20 protein-coding genes are annotated in these 22700 nt (G+C 40.9%); 2 read left to right on the forward strand and 18 right to left on the reverse strand.

The genetic code is table 11. The features are described 5' to 3' along the window. Positions 1 to 179 precede the first annotated feature (179 nt). Positions 180 to 1046, forward strand: coding sequence for a hypothetical protein (locus EV210_RS00590; RefSeq protein WP_132073980.1), 867 nt, complete (start codon positions 180 to 182; stop codon positions 1044 to 1046). Between the two features lie 67 nt (positions 1047 to 1113). On the opposite strand, the gene EV210_RS00595 is transcribed toward EV210_RS00590, so the two are convergent. The 12 genes from EV210_RS00595 to EV210_RS00645 form a co-directional block, all read right to left on the reverse strand. Then, the gene (locus tag EV210_RS00595; RefSeq protein ID WP_132073983.1) at positions 1114 to 1644 is read right to left on the reverse strand and encodes an N-acetylmuramoyl-L-alanine amidase family protein; all 531 of its coding nucleotides are present in this window, start codon (positions 1642 to 1644) and stop codon (positions 1114 to 1116) included. Positions 1645 to 1733: 89 nt separating this feature from the next. Then, positions 1734 to 1961: a hypothetical protein gene (locus EV210_RS00600; RefSeq protein ID WP_132073986.1), complete on the reverse strand. Its 228-nt coding sequence runs from the start codon at positions 1959 to 1961 to the stop codon at positions 1734 to 1736. A 166-nt stretch (positions 1962 to 2127) separates the two neighbouring features. Continuing rightward, a complete protein-coding gene (locus EV210_RS00605; protein ID WP_207900629.1) occupies positions 2128 to 2718 on the reverse strand; it encodes a Sir2 family NAD-dependent protein deacetylase in 591 nt (196 codons plus the stop codon). After that, positions 2715 to 2948 carry a Sir2 family NAD-dependent protein deacetylase gene (locus EV210_RS23215; protein ID WP_207900618.1) on the reverse strand — a complete coding sequence of 78 codons (234 nt, stop codon included), beginning with the start codon at positions 2946 to 2948 and terminating at the stop codon, positions 2715 to 2717. Before EV210_RS23215 ends, EV210_RS00605 begins: the two co-directional genes overlap by 4 nt. Positions 2949 to 3096: 148 nt before the next feature. After that, positions 3097 to 3402 (reverse strand): hypothetical protein, encoded by a 306-nt coding sequence (locus EV210_RS00610; protein ID WP_132073989.1) that lies wholly within the window; start codon positions 3400 to 3402, stop codon positions 3097 to 3099. An 805-nt stretch (positions 3403 to 4207) separates the two neighbouring features. Then, the gene (locus EV210_RS00615; protein WP_132073992.1) at positions 4208 to 4501 is read right to left on the reverse strand and encodes a hypothetical protein; all 294 of its coding nucleotides are present in this window, start codon (positions 4499 to 4501) and stop codon (positions 4208 to 4210) included. Further along, positions 4489 to 4947 carry a hypothetical protein gene (locus EV210_RS00620; RefSeq protein ID WP_132073995.1) on the reverse strand — a complete coding sequence of 153 codons (459 nt, stop codon included), beginning with the start codon at positions 4945 to 4947 and terminating at the stop codon, positions 4489 to 4491. The genes EV210_RS00615 and EV210_RS00620 overlap by 13 nt, the downstream gene beginning before the upstream one ends. Further along, on the reverse strand, positions 4944 to 6005 hold the full coding sequence (locus EV210_RS00625; protein WP_132073998.1) for an FtsK/SpoIIIE domain-containing protein: 1062 nt from the start codon (positions 6003 to 6005) through the stop codon (positions 4944 to 4946). Before EV210_RS00625 ends, EV210_RS00620 begins: the two co-directional genes overlap by 4 nt. After that, positions 6002 to 6445 carry a hypothetical protein gene (locus tag EV210_RS00630; protein WP_132074001.1) on the reverse strand — a complete coding sequence of 148 codons (444 nt, stop codon included), beginning with the start codon at positions 6443 to 6445 and terminating at the stop codon, positions 6002 to 6004. Before EV210_RS00630 ends, EV210_RS00625 begins: the two co-directional genes overlap by 4 nt. A 228-nt stretch (positions 6446 to 6673) precedes the next feature. Further along, positions 6674 to 6934: a hypothetical protein gene (locus EV210_RS00635; protein WP_132074004.1), complete on the reverse strand. Its 261-nt coding sequence runs from the start codon at positions 6932 to 6934 to the stop codon at positions 6674 to 6676. Further along, positions 6903 to 7853, reverse strand: a complete 951-nt coding sequence (locus EV210_RS00640; protein ID WP_132074007.1) for a ParM/StbA family protein — start codon at positions 7851 to 7853, stop codon at positions 6903 to 6905. Before EV210_RS00640 ends, EV210_RS00635 begins: the two co-directional genes overlap by 32 nt. Positions 7854 to 7961: 108 nt before the next feature. After that, positions 7962 to 8195, reverse strand: a complete 234-nt coding sequence (locus EV210_RS00645) for a hypothetical protein (protein ID WP_132074010.1) — start codon at positions 8193 to 8195, stop codon at positions 7962 to 7964. Positions 8196 to 8281: 86 nt separating this feature from the next. Between EV210_RS00645 and EV210_RS00650 the strand changes: the two genes are divergently transcribed. Further along, positions 8282 to 9007 (forward strand): hypothetical protein, encoded by a 726-nt coding sequence (locus EV210_RS00650; RefSeq protein ID WP_132074013.1) that lies wholly within the window; start codon positions 8282 to 8284, stop codon positions 9005 to 9007. 36 nt (positions 9008 to 9043) lie between these two features. Here EV210_RS00650 and EV210_RS00655 read toward each other — a convergent pair whose 3' ends face one another. The 6 genes from EV210_RS00655 to EV210_RS00680 form a co-directional block, all read right to left on the reverse strand. Next, a complete protein-coding gene (locus EV210_RS00655; RefSeq protein WP_132074016.1) occupies positions 9044 to 9625 on the reverse strand; it encodes a hypothetical protein in 582 nt (193 codons plus the stop codon). Next, positions 9618 to 9917: a hypothetical protein gene (locus EV210_RS00660; RefSeq protein WP_243650380.1), complete on the reverse strand. Its 300-nt coding sequence runs from the start codon at positions 9915 to 9917 to the stop codon at positions 9618 to 9620. Before EV210_RS00660 ends, EV210_RS00655 begins: the two co-directional genes overlap by 8 nt. Before the next feature lies 1 nt (position 9918). Continuing rightward, positions 9919 to 10503 (reverse strand): peptidoglycan recognition protein family protein, encoded by a 585-nt coding sequence (locus EV210_RS00665; protein WP_132074019.1) that lies wholly within the window; start codon positions 10501 to 10503, stop codon positions 9919 to 9921. Beyond that, entirely contained in the window at positions 10448 to 10780 is a 333-nt protein-coding gene (locus tag EV210_RS00670; protein ID WP_132074022.1) for a hypothetical protein, read from the reverse strand. The genes EV210_RS00665 and EV210_RS00670 overlap by 56 nt, the downstream gene beginning before the upstream one ends. Further along, complete coding sequence (locus tag EV210_RS00675; RefSeq protein WP_132074025.1) at positions 10780 to 11052, reverse strand: hypothetical protein; 273 nt, start codon at positions 11050 to 11052, stop codon at positions 10780 to 10782. The genes EV210_RS00670 and EV210_RS00675 overlap by 1 nt, the downstream gene beginning before the upstream one ends. Before the next feature lie 339 nt (positions 11053 to 11391). Next, on the reverse strand, positions 11392 to 22692 hold the full coding sequence (locus tag EV210_RS00680) for an LPD38 domain-containing protein (protein WP_132074028.1): 11301 nt from the start codon (positions 22690 to 22692) through the stop codon (positions 11392 to 11394). Between the last annotated feature and the right edge of the window lie 8 nt (positions 22693 to 22700).

Genomic DNA, 22700 nt, shown 5'->3' on the forward strand with positions numbered 1-22700 from the left:
ATCCTATATTGATTGGTATTATTTTCTAGTCTTGACAGGAAAACTCCTCTCTTATACAGCAAAACTTATCTTGCGCATAAGATGCTAAGGAGATTTTTATTTTGGCAGCAGGCAGGAATTTGCAGCTATTAGTGGTATTTTGTCTAAAAATAGGTTAAACGATATAGGAAGGTGATAGCATGTGGAAACGGATTCGACCAGATTTAATCATTCTCTTTTTGTTAGCCTTTTGCCTCATCTATTATTACCTTCCTAATGCCCCCTCTTTTGCCGGGCTTCCCGAAAAAGATGTAAAACTTCAGGTTGAAAGCCTTAACGGGGTTGCCGAAGAGACGAACGAGCAAATTACAAAGGCAACAATTGATACCATGAACTTTTTCTGTGAAAGGTCTAATTTTAATCTGACAAGATCTGTAACCTTTGTCCTGACGGCAAACAAAAATGCATTTCAGCAGGAAGTCCGCTCCCGCTTTAAAATCTCTGATAAAGAAGCCGCTCAGGCAACAAGGGATATTGATGTACAGGCAGGTAACGGCCTGATCATCCTTAATACGCAGAATATCCCGACACCCCAGCAGCAAATCTTCCTTACGGCCCATGAAATAACGCACCAATATCAGCGTCAGAATGTGTCTCCCAGCAGGCCACAGCCCTTCTGGCTGATAGAAGGCATGGCCGAGGTTGTCGGTGCCAATATTGTGGAAAGACAAGGCTATGTTACCCTGAAATACTACCGCAATCAAACTATTGCCGACCTCAAAGCAGCAACAAGCAAACCGGATTTACAGGAGCTCACTGATGGACACGATTGGACACAGGCAACGTCAGAGTACGGTTCAACGCTCACACATAAAGTAGCCGGTCTCGCAGTACTTTTTTTGACAGAAAAGCACGGCTTTCGTTCGGTAACTCAGTACATGCAGCATATCAGCAATGGGTTAAGCAGTAATGATGCCTTTAAGAAAACCTTCGGGTATCCGCTGCCGGAATTTATCAAGGAGTTTCAAGCTCTGACTACCACTCCGAAAGCCCCTCTTTCAAACTAGTTCTCCTTCATTTGCCATATGTATCTACAGTAAAGGGCCGGCATCTGCCGGCCCCTTGCTTTTGCCTCTATATTCCCTGTGCGACCAAATCGGTAATGCCTCTTGCAATTGCTCTGGCAAACTCATCTCTTGTTGCACTGTCAGCCAGCAGCTTCTCATCCTTTTTGTTCGATATAAAAGCAGTTTCCACGAGCACTGCCGGACAGTCCGTATCGCGAATAACGGCAAAATTAGCCGTTTTCACTCCCCTGTCTACAGTTTTTAAGCTAGTAACGATTTGGGACTGGATGCATTTAGCCAGCTTTTCACTGGTTCCGCCCAATTGGAAACAGTAGGTCTCTGTTCCGCGGGCTGAAGAACTTGTGGCACTATTACAATGGATCGAAATAAATAAATCCGCCCCAAAGGCATTTGAGGCTTCCGTTATTTGATAAAGCTCGTTTTCCTGTATTTCCGTTACATCATACCAAACAGCCCGCAAATACCGGGCCACACGTTTCATAAGATCCTGGGTAACTGCAGCCTCCTGCAGACCGGTAGCACCGACAGCTCCAGAATCAAGTCCCGGATAATGTCCGCCGTTAATTGCAATTTTCACTCCAAATCACGCTCCCTTGCTTTATGTTATGCTTACAGGAGCATTGGGGTTCCCTGGAAAAGGAACCGGACCGCTTAATAACGGTCCGGCTAAATTTCATTCATTTTATATAATACCCGAATGCTGCCATCAGCCAGTGACGTGCTGACGACCAGGTTATTGCGGGTAAGATAATTTTGTACATTCATCACCGCTTTGGATACGGCATCGGCAGGTACGGCATGCACCGGTTTGGCGGCAGATTCTTCCCAGGTCGGGATCGTATATTGTCCATGTGCAATATGTAATACGAAAAGAGCAAGCAGTAAACGTGACACTTTGAACAATCCCCTCTTCTATGCATTTTTATAATAACATCATACGTTTTGCTGCAGGGCAAAACAAGCTGTAATTGTTGCCAATTTTTCACTATCATTTTATACAAACACAAAAAGGATTGCTAAATTGCAATCCTTTTTGTTTGCACAGTCAATGCTAGCGTGCTTAGCGCTCTGCGCCATGGGCCTGACCAACGATTTTATCCTTTATCGCACTTAATACGCTGCCGATACTGCCGTTAATAACCCAGTCAGCCGAATGATCCAACGGTGTTGGCTCCTGATTGATAATCAGAAGCTTCGCCCCGTTTTCCAGCGCCAACTGTGGCAAATAGTTGGCTGGCGATACGACTAATGATGATCCAAGCACCACATAAAAATCCGCATTGCTGCTATTCGTTACAGCATTCTCCCACGCCAGGTCCGGTAAGTTTTCTCCAAACAAAACGACATCAGGTCGTAACAAGCCGCCGCATTTTATGCACCGGCACTCATCACCAAAATGATAGCGTCCTTGCTTATACTCTTCTTCCCAGTCCGGGTTTAACGGCAGCAGCGTTCTGCTGTCATAGACACTGCAGCATTGCAGGCACCGTACAGTGCGCAATGAGCCATGCAGCTCAATAACATTCCCCGAATTGGCCCGTTGATGCAGACCATCGACATTCTGTGTGATAACAGTCATATTCCCAGTTGAATCCAGGGCAGCAAGTACATGGTGTCCTGGATTTGGTATGACCTGCCAAAGCTTCGCTATTCTCCACTGGAAAAAAAATAAAACTCATCAGGCTGCCATTTTAAGGCTTCCAATGTTGCGAGACTCTCGGGATGAACTTTCCACAACCCCTGCGCTGAGCGAAAATCAGGCAAGCCCGACTCGGTACTCATTCCGGCTCCTGTAAACACCACAACCTGTTTCGCCTTTGCCCAAGCCGCGGCAATTTCGGCTAGCTTATTCATGCTGATATTGTTTCTATCTTTATTCATCTGTGCCTCCGTGCCTCATTTTGCTGCGAATGATTTTTCTGCCCTACAGCTACTCCTAAGTTCCAACGGCAAATAAAATTGCTACCAAATTCTCTCTGTTACATTTTATCAAAATGAATGTCAAAAGGAAAAACAGCCGCAAGACTCATTATTTTATCATATTTAACTTCTCAACATCCGTAACACGCAAAAATGGCCATGTATTATTCACTCGATCCGTTCCAGGTGTAACAACCCGTTGAATAATCAAGTCCCAAATGATTTCCTGTACCAGCTCTATCTCTTGATTGTTAAGAAAAATTCCATCTTCCGGAATAGGCATTCCGTTAATCAGAGGAATGCCTTTATAAATATTAATCAACTTTGTAACTTCATTGACGTAAAACTCAAATTGTCCCTTAGGATGTTTTCTCAATACTTCAACCAATAAATTTATTAACTCATACTTATACATAAATTACCTCCATGTCTCAATTATTCAACAAAAGGCAATTTCTTCCTTTCAGACAATAAAATAAGCTGCCTACCAAATTGAGAATAGGTTAGCTTTAACAAAATAAAAAAAGGACAGGCCAAATAACCTGTCCATTTTACGCACACATTCTCTTAATTTGTCTACTCTATAATACCTTAGGGGACAATCCAGAGAATAACTTAACATAAATAAAAAATACGCAGGTTCGCCAACCTGCGTATTTGCTGTATTTAATTGGTCGGAGCGACATGAGTTGAACATGCGGCCTCTACCACCCCAAGGTAGCGCGGCAGTTTCATTATCGTAAACTAAAACACTCGTTCACCCTTGATTTACCTAGACGCATGCCGATTATTATGTCAATTTCTCTTTTGCGTTTTGTGCCATGTTGTATCGGGTTATATCGGGTAGGTTGCAGTGATAATTGCAGTACGTTTTTTTGCTGCAAAAAGGTTAATTAGTGAGTACTTAAATCTATAAAACTAATAAAACTCGTAGTGCTTAAAACTGCTTTTTGCAAGATTACTGCAATCTAACCATTTTTCTTGTAGCACCATGCCACTTATTTAAAATATAGCATACTACCAGGCATACTACTACTCCAAAAGATAAGATAATATTTTCATAATCCCATCTACTACTATAACAAGCACCAACACCCGTATTAAACTTCTCTCATACCATTGACTCATAAACGATAACACATATACTACTAAACTAATCATAAACAAAGTATACAAATCAGTAGTCGCAGTCTTCATGATAGTTTTAGCTGCAGTTATCATTAGAATCCCATCCTTGTAAAAGTTCCATCAACTAATTTCCAAACAGTATCTAACACCAAGCCTACCGCAACACATTTAAGAACCAGATCTATTCCACCGGACATTGTTTCGTGACCAAAATTATTACAAAGGGTAGTAAGTATCCATCTTGATATTGATAACCCAATCAAAATAATTACTGCAAATCCGGGTGTATTATATCCGATAGCAGATTGAATTACTGCAGTAAGTCCAGCAAAGCATACCGATAAATGCAGACTTGAAATTACCAAACAAATTATTAACGTCCGCATAATAAAACCTCCCTCACTTCACAAACTTTTTTATCATCCAAATAGAAAACACTGCCTCCAAAGTCAATTTTTTTCTTACCCACTTCAATTCTGGTGTATCGCTTATTTCGGTTCAGCTGATTCTCGTATGTCAAGATCAATGTATTGTAATCAAAACTTATTGGCGTATCACCATATGCACACTTTTTCTCTAAGTACAAGCGTACCCAGTTAATTTTGACTTTGTTTTCATCAACATCATTAATGTAGTATACATTAGGCTGATCAATCTCCAACCTTACACGCTTTACCTTTTTTCGCTTATAAAGCTCAAGCATGCGTTTTCTGGCCATTCGCTGAGAAGGGAAAAACATTAGGGCCAATTGAAAGGTGTCCAAGCAATGATATTTCTCCAACGCCTCTAGAATTTCTCGATCGCGCTTTTTTGCATATTTGAAATTATTCATGTCATAGCCCTCCGGTCAAAGAGCGGAGCCTGTATTTCTATTAAAGCATCATCAGTAGTTCTCCATAATGCACGTCCTGGTATCTTCTTCATTGTCACATACTGATCTAAGATCATGTTTGTATCAATTTTACTTGAACAGCTGAATGCCAATCGACCTATCAAGTTACTTTTCAAGTCTCCGAACTTTGATTCTTTCCCCAGAAACGAACTGCTAGGACGTTGACTTGCTAAAATAAGATGTATGCCGGTTGCAGCTGCTAATCTCAGCAAGGCGTCGATATGAGCTATGGCTTTTTTTGACTTAACTTCTCCGAGCTCATCTATGATAACAACAATCCTTTTTATCTCGCCATAATATTTGCGATACTCCTTAAAGTTCTCACATTCAACGTCGTAAAACAAATCCATTCTACGCCGCATTTCTAATTCAACTGCTTCTAGTGCACCTTCGATCTCTTCCACTGTGGTAAATAGCTTAATTCTATTTTTCAGATAGCTAAACTCACATCTTTTACAATCGCCAACTATAATTTCCGGCTGCAATGGATTGTTAAGCAGTGTATAAATCCAACCACTTAGTGTATTACTTTTTCCGGTTCTAGTCGGACCACCGACTAATACATGGTAGGTATTATCAAGTGAAAAGGTTTGAAGTTCTCCATGTACGTCATAGCCTATAGGCAGTTTAATCTCATAATCATTTATTCCGATGTCTTCAAGATTAAACTTGTAATGCTTACCTATTGGCTTTTCAATTACTCGCATTATCAATGCTTTTCCCTTTGAAAAGAAAACACATTCACAGCCGGTTATAGATTCAAAATGACCACTACATTTTATAATATCTGAATGTGAATCGCCGGGAGCAACGTATATTTTGAACTCCCACCCCCAGGACTTTCGTTCTTGATATATTTTGGGCCTAATATCAGTCTCTTCCCACAAAGCATTAATCGTATGTCGCACGCTGCACGGGATCTCATATCCAATTTTTTTATAAAACCAGTTTTCTAATTTCCTGCAGACTGGCTTTAACAAATAATTATATTGGCTCATAATTTTAACCTCTGCCACATTTTACTAACTATTGCCTTTCCTCCATCTACTACCTTTGAGATAATAGTTGTCTGTTGGCCTGGGACATCTGTGATGCTTTTAGAATTGGAACTTTGTTCCTTATCAGAATTAGAATTACGCTGACCGATCTCTTGCTCTTTTTCAACATAGGTTTTCTCTACCGTTGTCTTTTGATAAAAAGGAACTTGAAATACATTTCCATCAAGCAAAACACCCTTAAAGCCCTCTCGAATTGTAATTATTTTAGTTGTTTGATTACTAGTTTTATCGTTTGCTGTAGTTGAGCTATCATTGGATTTATCTACGATATTGCTGCTGTTATCCTTTTGGATTTTAGCCACATCATAAACAGGTGTAAGAGCAATTATGGCAGCTGCTATTACCGGTACTACTTTAAAAGTAATTGGTAGTTCAAGCACATTGAACCCTCCCTTGCGATCATAATGGGAATCTCAATCATTATCCCACTTCCAGTCATCTGAGCACGAAGGGCAGCTTAGTGATTCCTCTTTTTGTTGCCATCCACCGCTCAAAGCGTTTTGCTCATATAGCCCAGGAACCAGTTGATTCTTTTCATTAATAGACCAACACTCACCACACTGGGGATTAAGACATTTAAACAGCCCGATCATTTACTCTCACTCTCCTTACGCAAATAAAACACTCATAGCTTGCTTCGCCTGTTGTTGAGCGTCTTCACGTATGGCAACAGGCGAGGTATTTGAACCATTTGGTAAGTGAGCCGTTAAATATCTAAGAACAATTTCCTCTATGGTTTCTTCTTGATATTTACTGGCCATCTTTAGATCCAGTAAATTACGAACATACTCACTCCCTCCATTTAAATCAAAGAAATCCTTCTGTTCCTGCGTACATTTAAACCCGATGAACGCATTTAATTTCGTCATTTCTCGCCACCGCCAATTTATAGCAACCCCATGCGTTTGCCGTAATCGGCCGAGGATGCAATATAGCATTAGACCATATAGCCTTGAAATGAGGAAATAGAGGAATAGCTCCACCGCCACATATAACAACAGCATCAAATCTTGGTTGAGACTTCCAGGGGCCGATCATAATTTGTTGGACAATTGCATTGGCGAGGTTTTTATAATACGGTGCCGGATTTATTAAATCCAAATTATCTTCTACTTGATGAATAAGGATGTCTTTCTGTAATTTAATTTCTTTTTGCATGTCATTGTAGGCAGCCCACATACCAAGCGGCGCAAGTGTATCAGATAGCTCATCCTGATAAGTCATTTGGTACATGGCCGTAACATTAGTTGTTCGACTTCCGATATCAATCACACCAATGTTCTTGAACGAATAGCCATCTATGACCCGGCCTTTATTATCTAAAAACAAATCCCACGCCGCGCAGCCAGCTTCCGGAGCAACAGTCACGTCTACCACTTCTAAGTTGACTACTTTAAAAGGGAACTTTATCCGGTATACACCTTCTAAGTTTCGTGCAAACGTTTTTCTTTGCACGCGATAGTCGGATATGGGCAGGCAAGTGACCGGTGAGCAACTAAGATATTGACGATCAGATAAATATGCAGCCATGGTTAACAACACAGTCTTCGTTACATCATCTGTCGATTTTTTCTTTTCGTAACCTATAAGCGTATCAGAATACTTTTTCGCTAAATTGCCGACAAAGGACCATGAATCATTAATGGTTACGTCTAAATCATCGAGATGCTCTTTGCCATTAACCAATGTTCTTTCACGTCCGGGAGCAACAAACGCTGGAATAGTAATTTCCCTGCCATTCGCAACGGCCTTACCATAGTGATTACCCCCATTAAGTCCGGCCAACACTATAAACCACCTCCATTAAATATTTGGTTTAACCGATGGTTTAATATATGTATCATTAGCAATAAAGTTGCATATTCTAGCTATTAAATGGGCAAAAAAAATAATACCCTATTCCTTAGGGTATATAAGGAGGTCTTGCATATTGGCATTTGGAAAGAATTTTACTAAGAATAACCACATAGTTAGCAATTGGTTACCGTTAGGAATATGACCGGTATTCTCCCACTTACAGTACATGGTATATTCTACCTGGTAAAACTTCGCCATTTCCTTTTGTGTAACTTCTTTTCCCGTTTGGGCAGCTAATTGCAGCCGCCAATAGCGAAAATTATTTTTTATCATTCTTTCACCTACCAGACAGCAGGAATACTTTGGTTATTTATGGTATTTCTACAAATTAGTTAATTTACCTTTAGGGAGGCTATTTAATGAGAAAAAAGATTCTAGTTCCAATTATCACGTTAATCCTATCATTAATGCTCAATTCGGTGGTATTTGCTAAAGCGAATCACTGGAAAGACAACTCTTTTGATTTCTCCAGCATACAAAAAATAGTTATCATGACATATTCATTCGACCAAGATATCCTTGATCCATTCGCCAGTCAAAAAACATCTGAGTATATTGCTGCAGAAATTGCGAAGCAAGATGTCCAGTTTTTAACGCTCGATCAAGTTATTAAGCAAATAGGCCAGGATCTTAACATTGATATGGCAGCAATCAAAAAACAAAATCCAAATCAGTTTTTCGATATTATAGCCACCAATATATCAAAATACGCAGATGCAGGTATTAAAATCAATGTATATCAAATGGGCTGGGTTAAACAATATATTCCCCCCAGTTCATTTAATTATACCAGCTACAACACTTCGTATATAAATGGGTATAATAGTAAGGGAACTAACTTTTCTGCTTTTGTCCAAACCCCACAAACAAATCAAGTAACTATACCAGGTGGATTTGAAGATTTTGCAACTGCATCAATGGCAATATCAGTTTACGATTTGAAGGATATTAAATTAATTTGGGGATATTCCGATTATAAAAGTGATCAATCTCGCGCATTTAAAAAAGCAAGTCCAGAACAATCAATGAAAAAGCTTACTGAAGATGCTTTTAAAACGCTCCCCGTAAAGAAAATAAAAAAATAAGCCGTCCACCTAAAAAGGTAGACGGCCGCTTCACATTTATCTTTTCATAATTGGAAACTGCAGCCCACCTGCAGCTGTTTTCTGATCACCATACACCCAAAAAGATACGTTTTTATATAATGGACCATTTACCTGAGCAGCCGGCCCATTGATTCCCCAGCCTACTCCCAAATTAACCGCAGGCTTGGGCGTAGTAAGATTGATATGCATTTCCGTTTGTTCGGTAACAACAAATTTACCGTTCTCAAATTTGCTGTCTTCTTTAACATTGGCTGGAACTTCAAATTCTTTGCCGTTTACTTTGACATAGATTATTCCCTGCCGCTTATCAAACTGGACATCCGTTTTTTCGGTAATACCGGTAGCGGCATTCGTTTCTTTCGGCACGTATACGAGTTCTTTTGTATGGACAGTTTCTCCCTGTACATATACTACTTGTGTTTCACCTGGCTTTGCTGCTTCTCCATTTGTATTTACATTTATAACCGGAGTGGTGTTTTGACTCCTGCTATGTTGCTTCCATTCTTGATATTCGCTATAAATAAAGCATCCCAGTACTACAACTAATATACTGCATATAATAAGTTTCCAATTGTCCTTTATGAACTGCTTAATCATTAATTAACCCCCTTATATCATTTTTATACCTGGCATTCAATTCATCACGTTTAGCATCATTGAAGTTCTCCATATTGGAAAGATAGCCTGTTATGCGACGCACTCGGCAAATTGGCGATTTTTCAACAGTTTTGACTATAATTTCTTCATCTTCCAAACTGAGTTCAACCCGGGCAATTTGCTTGCCTGCTGACAGCCAGAGAAGCCTCTCTTCTGCGATAATACTCTCAATCTCTTGTCGTGTTATCTGCGGGTCCGCGGTTACCGGTATACCGGTTATTAGCATGTCCATCTTATAAACCGCGTTGCCTATACCAATTTGCTTTTCCGCGAAGAACATTGCCGCCTTCTCCCGGTTCTACACCAGGGAAAAACCATAAATCCCAACGTTCGCAACTATGACCAGGCCCATACATGCCGTTAGGATGACCATTATACTCGTATCCCGGATTAATTCCATCAGCATTATTAGCTGCTTCAGCATGTGTCATAACTCGACCTACATCGATCGTCAAATCTAAGACTCCCGCCAACACCGCTATTACTTGCGCCATAACTTCTAATTGAGTTTCAGTTGGCGGTTCAGATCCAAAATCATTAGTTGTGGCTCCGGCACAACATGCAAGCGATATCCCAATTGCACCGGTATTGCGTTTATAGGTATGTGACAATATTTGTGATAGATCGTTACCATTGACATAGATACTCCCATCATGATCAATGTGAATGTGATAAGAAGGAGAAAACTGGCCATAATGGCCAGCACTCCAATGTAAGTATAATTTAACGTCTCTCCCACAACTTTTAGCAGCTAACCAGAGTTTATTTTTGCTCTGCAGTGCAATTTGCCTGAGCTCCGCTAATGTTATTTTCCGCAATTTCTTTCCCTCCTTTTACTTGCCGCCAGGTGTCTAAGCCGCGTTTAACCGTGTTACTTGCTAATTGCAGTCCCAGCGCAGTTAAAACCTTATCCAGCATGTCCGTGAGGTTTATGGCCGTATCTGGATACAAGAGCATTCGATAAACAATTACCAACACCGTAACAGCTAACATAGCAATAATAACGCGATTTAAAGATACGTCTTTAGCATCGTAGCTCTCACATAATACTAATGGTAGGTTAGATACAACCTGCCGTACATTCTGCCAGAACATTAGTGTCCTCCCTTCGGGATATTGTTAAATAAAAAGCTCAAAAACGACACTAACAAGCCCACCGTAGCGCTAATTACTCCTGCCGTCTTATAAACACCGTCAATTCGGTGGTGAGCAGATTTAGTGCTTGCCTCAAGACTAACAACTGCTTTACCTAAAAATATCAATTCTTCCTGGCATCGTGGGCATTGAACAGTTAGGTTTTTTAGCGTTGTCTCAATGATGATTAATCTATCAAGCACCTCACGCTCAAACGTTTTCTCTTCCCCCAAGACTTCACCCCCAAAAATATTTAATAACTACATTTACCTTTCACACGGTTCTCTCGGTATTTCGCCCACCTCCACAAAGAGAAATTTATTTAGGGAGGGATGCCTTTGATTTTTTCCAAAGAAAGCCATAAAGGTCTATGCTTCTGGTTACTTACATTGCCTCTAATACCGCTAGTGATCTTCCTATACCAGTTCGTTGTTGAAGCCCTATTTATTGCCCTTGCTATTTCATGTTTTGTGTGGGTATTCATCATATGGCCATATCGTTTCTTCAAATGGTTATACGAACAATACCGCAATAAAGAAAAGAGCCGCTAATTTAGCAGGCTCTCCTTTTTTTTACTTCTTTTCTTTTTTCAACACATTATCAGTTGCTTGCTTATAAATACTTTTTCCACCTTGCTTTTCTTGCAGCTGCTTTTGCGCTTTTTCAAAAATACTACCGGTACTGATTTTATTTTTAGTCTGAGTTTTCTTTTCAGGTAGAAATTCGCCTTTAAGTGCTTGATCAGCGATTATAACGGCTTCCCGGTTTAGTTGGTCAATTTGCTCTCGCTTAGATTTAGAATCAATTGTTTGAGATACCAGTATGGTCTGTGATTGATCCCTGTTATCTTGCAGTGCCTTACTTGCCAACCGATACATTTTTAAGTCCGGTGGAACAGGAACTTCATCGCGAAGCTCTTTTGTGCTTTTTCCTGTTGCTGCAGCTGTATCCATTAATTGCACTTTATGGGCCTGTTCAAGTTCCTCTAACTGCTTATAGAAGTCACCGATATTATCCGCATTGCGATAATTTTGAGTAAAGAAACGACGCACCACCGGCCATTCCTGCCAGTATCTCATTGGGGCATTTTCGTATTTACCATAAGCGAGATCGATGGATTCAGTTATTGTAGTACCAACACCACCGGTATAACCACGAATGTAGTTATCTACAAACCGGGGAGATACGCCAAAAATTTCACCGACTTTTCTAGCGATCAATGTCGTACTGGGGCCATATTGACGTTCAGGCGGTAAAGTTTTTTCACCCTGAGGAACAATGCTTTTATCCGAAAACAGACTGTAATTTGACATGTGTTCGTACACAGGTGTTATGGCCGTAGGTAAAAGAGTCGGCAACTGATTGGTAAGCAGCTTTCCCACTTGCTTGAAAGCGTCAGGATTATTTTGTACGGCCCATTCCATAAACCGAACCGGCATCGTTGCAAACATTGTTCCAGCCAAAAACGGTTTTGGCACACTGAAAGTGAAAGTGTCATTGATTGGCACATTCCAGAACATATCTTTACGCCATTGCGGTAGTTTCTTGTATCGATCGTCATCTTTATACATCCACCATAATAGCAGTGAAGGGATTGTAAGCAAGACTATATGCTTAACCCACGCTTGCATGGTTCGATCATACACAACATCCTTAACACTACCTTTACCCGCAGCTACATCATTAATTTTTTCTTTTAACTCATTACCGCCAGTAAATAAGACTCTAAATACTTTATCCCAATCAAGAATAGTTACTTTACTAAATACCGCCACTCGATTCCATACAACGGATGCAGGGCCACCTTTTGAGAAATCTATCGTTAAATCTCTTGCATTAAAAGCTCTTTCCGGTAGACTGAATCCTTGTTCTTTCTCACGAATATATTCACCGACACGCGGCGCAGACTCTACCATTTGCCCCACACGTTCCAATAACTCAATCATGTGCATCGGGCTAAACTTCCCTAAGGCAGTTTGTTTGCGTATCTTTTTTATTGCCTCTTGGGCGAAATTACGGTCAGTAGAATAAAAATCGGCCATGGCCGTCCCGGATGATACATATTCCCACCATAGCTTATCCTGCTTTGCAATAGCCATCATCCCTCTGAAAAAATCCCCTTTAGGCATATATCCGGATGGAGAGTTAACGTAGCTTGTAACCAAGTCACGCGAAACGTTCACGGCTAGAAACGCTGGATTAAGAGAAACAAACCCCGCCCGGGCAACTCGTACTACCATACTTAAAAACTTCAAGAATAGGTTAGATGTATCGACTTCCTGCTCCATCATAGACTTGTATACTTCCGGCACGCCTATTTGATAAAACTTTGCCTTACCATTAACCAATACCTTAAATACACTATCTTTGTCTGATGCTCCGTTTCTTACAGGGCGTTTTGCAATGATAGATTCTATCTTGCCATTATCGCTATGGGTAATAATAAGCTCATTGCCTTTTTCATCTACCGGATTTCCATCCTTGTCGGTATTCAACCACTTAGGCTCGTTTTTGCTATCATATTCAACAAAAGTTTCGCCCTTTTTGATAATGGTTTCAGCAACATCTTCAAGAGCAACCTCTTTTTCTGCATATGCTATTTCTGGAACCTCTTCAATTAACCATCCCATATTGGCATGGTTGTCCGCAATATCAGCAAACAGCTGCTTAACTTTATTACGTTCAGCTTGTTCAAGCATCTTGAAGACATTGTGTACTATTGACTCTGCCGGATTCACAATATCGCGTACACTGCCTACCATTTCTTTTAAACTATCGCCCAACTTTTCATATGCAGCTTCTTCGAAAACACGCATTAAGGGCACATAGTTCGGATATGCCTTTCTCAAGCCTTCCGCTTTTCCCTTTGACACAACGCCATAGTCAACCATGATATCCATTAGAGTATTACTAAAATCAACAATTTGCCTTCCTGCATTTACTATTTCCGGCCGTGCATCTTCAACTGTATTTAGCCAATCATCATAATCAAGCGGTGCTTCTTTTTTGTTTGCTACGGTAAGCATATGTTTAGAAACAACATACTCAAATAACTCTTGGTAAACCTCTTCATTTCGATCTGCACCGATAGAGCTCATGATGTCAGACAACGGGACAAACTTACTGAAATCTACACCCGGATGGACTGCTTTGAGGCCATCACGTACAGCCTGGGCATTAGTGCTTTTATTTTTGCCGATACCAAGCATGGCATTAGCCTTCCCTGCTAAGCCGCGGGTTAATAAGGCTTGAATATAAGGATTCTGTTCCATTGGGAGCTTTTTACCAATCAGCTTTTCCACCTGGTCAATTGCTTGTTTTATTGGAAAACGCCGCTCAACTAATTGCCGATAAACATAAGCCAACGCTTTACCAGCCTGTTCTTTACTTTTAGCAGACAGGGATCGCAGCGTAAGCTTTTCTTTTTGATCCCAAGAAATAACCCCACTTACTCTTTCCCTGGAAGTTTGGTTATACCATCGATACATCATATCTTGAATCAATCTTACATCGCGAATTTTTGAACCAATTGCCTTCTCAAACTCATTAGTAAAGTTAGGGTACTGAGCAGTATTGCCAGTAACATAATCAATAAAAAATTGCCCTACGCCGCCTTTGAGTTCAATAGCATGAGGCAATTCACTTAGTCTAAACTGATTGTCTAAGAGTTCTCCAATTGACTTTAGCAGCCCAGGGAAATCATAAGCTTTTTGGCTTCGGATAACATTTGCAAATTCTTTAAATTCATTTGAAGATGCTGCTCTACCCCACCGTACCGGTGCAAATAACTCCGTAATCTTGTCACGTATCGATCTACGGCTAATTTTTTGAACATTGGGTTTCGTAAATTTAAACTCCAACTTATCCGGCACTTTTTCTGAAGCGGCTCCTGCTCTTACCTGTGTGTTTGTTGCAGAAATTACATCTGCAGCTTTTGGGGGCTGCTGTTCGTTTTGCTGATAAGTTATTGAGCCATCTTGGTTTTCAATCCGCTTCCAGCCACGTTTTTCAAGCCCTGCCATCATACGCTTGTTTTGTTCTGTAAAGTCGGTTTTTCCATCTTTGGCAGCAGGCCGGAATGTCATTTGACCTTTTGCTTCAGCTTTTCTATCTTCCGCAGCCTTTGGCTCCATGTAGTTCGACTGACTTCTCCCTTGTGTTTGCTTTAGTACATCTGTAAAAACATCAGGATTCTCTGATAAATAATAGGCCAATCCCTCTTGCTCAAAAAGTTTATCGAATAAGCTAAATTGCTGCTTGCTTAAAGTATCTTTTGCTAAAGCATAAAGCGCAACCAAATCAGAATATGTTTTATCACCATCACCGAGGCGCCGCAAATTAGAGTTAATTTCACGAATATCACTATCTTGATTTTGAATAAACCGTTTTATCAACTTGTCTAAATTCCGCTCACTTCTAATGATGTCAATGAGCTTTTCGTATGTGAGTTTGTCATTACCTCGAAGCCCTTGAAGTACGGTATTTCCTTCGACTATCCATTTTTCTTTAATATAGCTAAGCACTTCATTATCGAAAACACCATTGTGGTCCATTCCATGAATAGTTTCATGAACGAATATTTGAGCTAAGTCATCACCAAAACGACTTGGATTAAAGATAACCTTTCTCTCAAGAGGTAGGTATCTGGCCATCTGCAAAGATCGAATTCCGGAAAAATCCTCTACAGTTCCAAGTGCATAAGTAACCTTGCCGGCCGCTATGAATTTTATAATTTGTTGAGCTAACTCACCATGAAATTCATCAATCGCATTTAAAATTTGATCTACTTGTTCTTTTGATAAGCTGCTCTCAAAGCGTTCTCGTACTCTTGCCCTTTCATCAAAAGATTTCTCAGATTCGTTTCGGCCCATTCCGATTCCATTGGATCTTCCCCGGTTATTTCGATTATCTTTTTCCGGGCCTCTTCCTCCAGGCTCTTGTTTTCCGCTTTGTCCACCATTGCCACCTCCAGCAACATCACTTGTACGTTTATTAGCCGCGGTATCCCGCACTTCCTTCCATACACTACCGATTACAGATCTAAAGTTATTCCACATATGACCAAGAGTTTCACGCATCTTCGCCATCCACTCTTTACCGGTTGTATTACCTTGCTCCATTAAATGCTGGCCTAATCGGACTAAACGCGGAATTGCTTCTTTTGCTTTATTGATGTAGGGAAGAAGTGCTGCTTCGATGTCAACGTCATCAAATTTCCCGAAAGTAGGATCAAGCCCTACCGCCAGCTTATCAATACCTATATCTTGCTTTTTATCCTGAGCGAATTCGTCTAAAAAAGCTTTTCTATCTGCAGCATTTTCAAATGCAAATCCTTTAAGTGCTCCACCTTTATTAAAACTGTTGTACCAGCCATTATGTTGCTTAGCAATTTTAGATATTTTACTGAAATCATCACCCAAATGCTTCGTGGGAGTAGCAACATACAACGTTTTTAAGGTTTTCGTATGCTTAAATTCGCCAAGATCGAAGTTTACAGTTTCGACATTTTGATCCTGCACAACTTCAAGCTGAGATTGTTCTGACTTAATAGCTCTCTCAGGCATTGAAAGGTTTTCTAACCGGTCAAATAACTCATTAATATTATCGGCATTAGAAAGGTCAATATTTCGCTGCTGCAATTTGTTAAGCTGTTCATTGTCTTTCTCTCTATACTTTTCGATAATGACAATCTTCGTTCTAATACTGGTACCGGCTCGTTCAAATGTAACAGCAGGAAGTTTAACCGCCCCAACAAGATAAGCATCTTCAGCTGCATCTGATTCCATCCAACGCTCAAATCGCCTATCAGCTAGTCCACCATCGGGAATTAACGCGACAATTCTACCCCCATTATATAAGTGCTGAAATGCTTTAGCTACATGTTCTATTGCTGTTTTGCCACCATGGCCATAAGGCGGGTTCATTATGATTGAATGAAACTTATTGATTATGTGATAGTTTTCAAATCGCTCAGCAACAAGCCTTGCCGGACTGTTCATCGCAGCTAATGGGCCAAGCTCATAACTTGGCTCAATCATTACATGATCGCCTTTTTCCGGAAAAAATCTAGCAATAGCTCCATGACCAGCTGAAGGTTCAAGCGCCCTTTCTCCTTCTTTCATATCTGCCCACTCGACCATTTTTAAACCGACTGGCTCAGGAGTAGCAAAATAATCCGTTCCCTCAGCCGCCTTACTTCTGCTTGTCTTCTTCTGCTGACCAAAGTAGTATGATATAGCTCTTTTGAAATTGGTCATTTCCTGCCGACTTGCCCGATCCCCGGCCTTTCCACCCTTACCCTCTCCAGGGGCACCGGCCGGATAATCATCACTCAATTGATATGCATCAATAAAAGCTTCTCTTAACCTTCGTGCATCTTGCCCTAATGCAAGGTTTTCAGCCGTGGTAGCACGTTCAGCTATTTTAGTCGCAAATGTATAACGTTCAAAACTCGTTCCTGTATTCAGATATCTAAATATAGCATCCGATTTTTGTCCTACTCGGTAAATACGTCCTTCAATTTGTATTGCTGCTGTCGGTTTTACAGGCATGCCAAGATTGATGAGTACTCTTTGATGTTTGCCAGTAGTATCGTGTAAACTAATCCCTTCCCGGCCAGCATCAGACTGAACCACAAGTAAACTCTTTTCACCGTCATCCCGATTAAATACATCAACATTATTCCTGCGCACCTTATCTGGAACTGTACCATTGAAGAATAGAGCTTTTTCCCCAAAGGAAGCCTTCATTTGAGCAATTGGAGACTTCAAATCACTAAAATTCAGATTGATTAAATCACGTCGCTTTGCTGAAAAGCTATTGTATTGTTCCCGAATATCATTTGGTACATAATCAAACTTAAACGGATGGAACCCCCCGCCTTTGTTAAAATCATGGAATACCACTACCTTGCGTCCTAGCGCAATATGTTCTTTAATCATATTCACGGCATGCCGCGATTTAATTGATTCTAAAAGATACATTCGATCATGGTATTTAAAGCGTTCCATTACAAAGTCATATAGCTCACGGTACTCACCTCCATCGGTTTCCCATAACCACTGAAGGCCTTCATCAATTTTAGCACCAATTGCATCATTTACCAGCGAAAACTTACGATCGTAGTCTTTATCTACAGAAAGCATTCGGCCCGAAAGAGCGCCTTGCTTGCGCAGCCATTCATGGAATTGTTGTTCCATTACTTCATTATCAACTTGTGCATCTGGTTTTGTCAGCTTATTGTATCTCATGCGATAACCAAAATGGTTAATAAAGAATTTTTCCCGTGCATCAGGAGCGTTATAAGCTTGAGAATCTGAACTTTCTCCATAGTTAAAGAGAAATCCCTCAGCATAGTCAATGTTCTCGACATAAGCAAAAGGCGTAGCAGATAAAAATAAAACTCGCGGTCTATCTTGCGGCTTAATTGCATCCCATTCTTTGAAATATTTCTCCCGTAACGAATTAACTTTTGCCGATATTTCTCTCGCCTTACTTTCAAGAACAGGTATTTTGGCGAGACTTTTTTCATCTTCAGACTTTTCAAGAAGCCTTAATTCTTCCCAAGCATCATGCTCCTGCTGCTTGAGTTCTTTTTCGATATTATTAAAACGAGTGTAATAACCTCTTCTATGAAAAGCAATTGCACGGAGATTATCTGCAGCCCCTGTAACGCCACCATTTTGACTACTTGCCAAGTAGTGTGATTCATCAGTAACAATCAAATCCCAATTGCGACTCGTAAGCTCTTGGTTTTGATTAAGATTTGCGTATGTTGTAATAGTAATACCGGTACCTGCAGATTTGGTATCATCCAATTTTGATATCGTCAGGTTTAGATTTTTCCCCGAATTAACCCACCCATCAATAATTTTGCTGTTAGGTGCAGCAATAAGAATATTATCCTTGCCTTGCATGGCAAATCGCTTTACGACACCAAGGCCAGAGTATGTTTTACCGGTACCGGTACCATTTGTAAACAGTACACCATATCCATCGGGCAGTTTAAATCTTTGTTCAGCAAAATGAACATCTTCTTGTTGTTCTGGCATCAAAAAAGGCAGCGTATCCCGGATGTTATCCAGGTCTGCTACCTTGACACTAATAGAATCAGCTTTTTTCTGCGCAGCTAATTTTTCTGAAGTTTCGGTTCTGTCTGCAGAAGATTCAATAACTGCTTCTGCTGCTCTTGGGTCAGAAGGTACTCCCGGGAGGCCAGTATTATCGCTTCCTCCAAAGAGGTCACTTCCGGAATGGCGTTTCTTATCCAAGGATGATTTTGAGCGTATTCCCTTATTCCCTTCGCTTCCGCTACCAAGGGAGCCACTGTCAAGTACGCCTGCACGACGATCTGATCCAGCCCCGTCGCTTCTAGCCTCGTCGCCTCTTCCTCCATCGCTTCGGCTATTTCCTGCTGGTCCATCGGGAAGTATTGCTGACCCCATTCCGTCTCGATCGGACAAGTCTGTGCTATTTCGTTCCATATCCGCGCTGCTATCCCTACCATTAACCTCACCTTCTTTCTTTGATTGTACTTCAGCTTCCGTTTTTTCCGCAACATCATTTTTAAATCCTGGCCACTCAGATACGCCATTATAAATGGCATCAATTATATTATCGTACTCAGAACCTATATCTTCATTTATACGGCGCTTAACCTCTTCTTTACCGGTAATACCATCTTGATATAAAACACCAACGTATTCAAACATGGTATTAGCCAAATCACTGTCGTACTTAACATCAACAGGCCATGATGTAATTGACTTCCAGACACTATTTAAAAAAGGTTCAATTTTATTACCAACCGTCTGCAGCATAACTTCTGACCAGGATGTAAAGGAATTAATTCCACGCTGCATGTGAATAGCGCCCACCTTAAACGCGGCACTCATCAGGGCTGGATTAAATACAGGATTCGAAGAAATGTTCTGCAACTCTTTTTGTAATTCTTTAAGTGCATCTTGCAATGCGGCATCCGAATCATCTACGATATTCATTTTTTTAGATTGCTTCGGTTTCTTACCAGCCTTTTCAAGCAATTTATTTTTTAAGCGATTACGATTATCTTCACTGCCATTAAAGCCACCTTTACCTTCACCTTGTGCCAGTGCTTCGGGAGAATCATTACGCACTTCTTTAGCTGCTTCATCCGGATTAACTTCGGCATTCTTATCAACTATTTCCGGCCGTACATCCTCAGCTTGATCTATAACCGAGGCCTTTTCACTTGACTGAATAATTGGAGCAACATCATTTACTGGTTTTCCAATTTCTCTGGCAACCGGTATTGCATCTTTTGCTGCTGTTTGAATACTTCGAGAGTCTTTTGTGCCACTGGACTCATTTGCTCGTAAATATTCGTCGAGGGCCGGGGTAACTTCTTCTCTGATTTGCTTGATTCCATTTAAAGCTGCCTCCATATCGTTATAAAAGTCAACATCTTGCTCAGATATTTGTGGCCCATATGTTGGGTCAGTATACCCATTACGCAAATGATCTTCGGCTGTCTGCCGTAGGATATACTCCCAATCCTCTTTCTTTGGATATCCGACATATTCCTTACCAGTTTTTCCGCTGGTCATTTGGCGCTTGTAGGTTTCCAGTGCATCACGGTACCATTTATAATTCATAGATCCACCGCGACTAACAACACCCTGTTTCATTTGTCCACGCAAAAGGTTTATATAATCAGCCACCATGCGATTACGGGTAGATTCAATTTCGCTTTGGACAAGATTAATCGGGGCTTTATGATGATCCAATACATCTACAAATAGCTTGCTCAAATCATTAAGCTTATTATAATTATCTGCCCGTTTCAGTTCATCGATCGTTAGTCTTTCACGGACATTCGGTTGAATAACCGAGTTTTCATAAAGTTTTACTCTACTGCCAAACCCAAGATCCCGGGCAATATTAGCAGCCGCAGCTAAATCTTGGCGTTGCACAGCATTCGCTAAACGCCTACGCATCCCGGCTTGCCAAGAATCCGGTAGAGGTTCTGCTTTTTGAGGAATAAGTCTTTGCCTCAATTCGGCTAATGCCTGAATACCGGCTGCGTTAGGTCCATCTTGACCTGGCAATACAATACTGACATCGCTCTGGGCTGCCGGAGTGATGATATTTGCTGGTTTTTGCCCAGTAATATCAAGCAACTGTTTCTCTGCCTGCAGCCTATCTTCCTTTTGCTTTATTGAATCCTGTCTTTCTAACTCTTGCTGCTTTTGTTCCTGCGTCATAAACGGCTGTATTGGTTCAACACTTGGCAAATCCGGCCGTTGCAGGACAGAATATTCATGAGGCATATTATCGGCCGGCAAGGTAGTTTGTTGAATACTATTTATAAAAGCGTTACGTTGCTGCTCAAGATTTAAAAGGAGTTCCGTACCTTTAGGCGTAATTGGTGTAATTCCATCTTCAGCAGAAATATCTCCACTATCAATAGCTTGCATGATTGCTTCGACTTCAAAATTGTTCAGATCTTCTTCCGATCTAAAAGCAGGTGTTTTCATTTGAGGCAGATCCGAATTGCCATTGATCACTGGCTGTTCGCTTTGGGTCCCGTTCTTCTCGGAAGTAATATTCTCTGCAGGCTTTTCTTTAGAGAAATCTCCGTTTTTAACACGCGAAATCGTACCTGGTACATTAAACAGAATCCCAGCGCCGAAACCACCGGCAGCTTGCTCCATCAAATCATCATCCCAGTTTAAGGGATTTATTTGTGCTTCTGGAATTTTACTACGGGCTTCCATTAAATTCTTGCGCCTCTGTTCACCTTCAGGTGTCGTAGCGTCTGCCATCTGGATTTCCTTATCCAAGGCTTCAATTAAAGCCGAACGCTTGACGTTTTCTTGCCCGACTTCCTCACCGGCGTTTTGTAATCCCGCGATTCCATAACGGGCAGATTCACCCAATACATTTCTCAGAATTCGCTGTGGTCCCTTGAAAGGCAATTCAGTAAAAGCAGTTGCGATTTCGAATGCATTAGATCCAGTCAAAAGCTTAATGTTTAACTCAACAACCCTATTACGAATCTGGGATGCTTGTTCATGCGAAAGTCCGGACTCAATTGCCTCATTATAGGCATCGTTTCCCTCAACTTGCGCTTCAGCATAGGCAGCAGGTGCTTGTATATAAGCCCCGCTTAATACATTGCCTGCATATTTTGATAACACTGCCGGAGCGTTCGCAGCAATTTTAGCAGCTGTAGGAGAAAGCTCTGACAACTTTTCAAAAGCATTTACTGCAGCCGGAACATTCTTGGCAGCGCCGATACCACGGCCAAGTACATTCATCGCTGCATATTCTCCTGATTGCGATAATGCAGATGGATTCCTTGACTTTAATCCTGTTAATGCGGCCAGGCCAAGTCCAACACTGGTAGGAGCCATAGTAGTTAAAGTCTGACCCCACCACTCAGGAGAATAGCTCTCATACTTCTGCTGGGGTACTAATTTTTGTAATCCATCACCGATATTATCAATCTTCTTAATTAAAGGAGTTTGTTTTTCATTCCATTCCTGGTCCGTCATATATTGAGGTTTGTGCATCGTTTTAACAGCGTTATTGATAAGCGAAACTGCAGTACCAATACCATAAGGGATTGCGTCAGAGATTGCCTTAGTGACTCCTGAAAACTTGGGCGGCCCATCATTTGCAACACTAGCTTCAGAAGAAAGCTCCCATGGCTCTAACCCACCAAAGTCAACTTGAATATCCTCTGGATGGCTAGAAGAAAGGCCGTCAAGCGACGGCCTTTCAAATGTTAATGGGATATTTGCATATTGTTCTGCCTGGACATCCATTATTTTTTGTTCATTTTCTTTTATTGCAGCCTGCAAGTCCTGCGAAAAATTACGTGTAAAGCTCATATGACATC

It is taken from the genome of Anaerospora hongkongensis, from assembly GCF_004339805.1.
GTDB classification, from domain to species: Bacteria; Bacillota; Negativicutes; order Sporomusales; family DSM-15969; genus Anaerospora; species Anaerospora hongkongensis.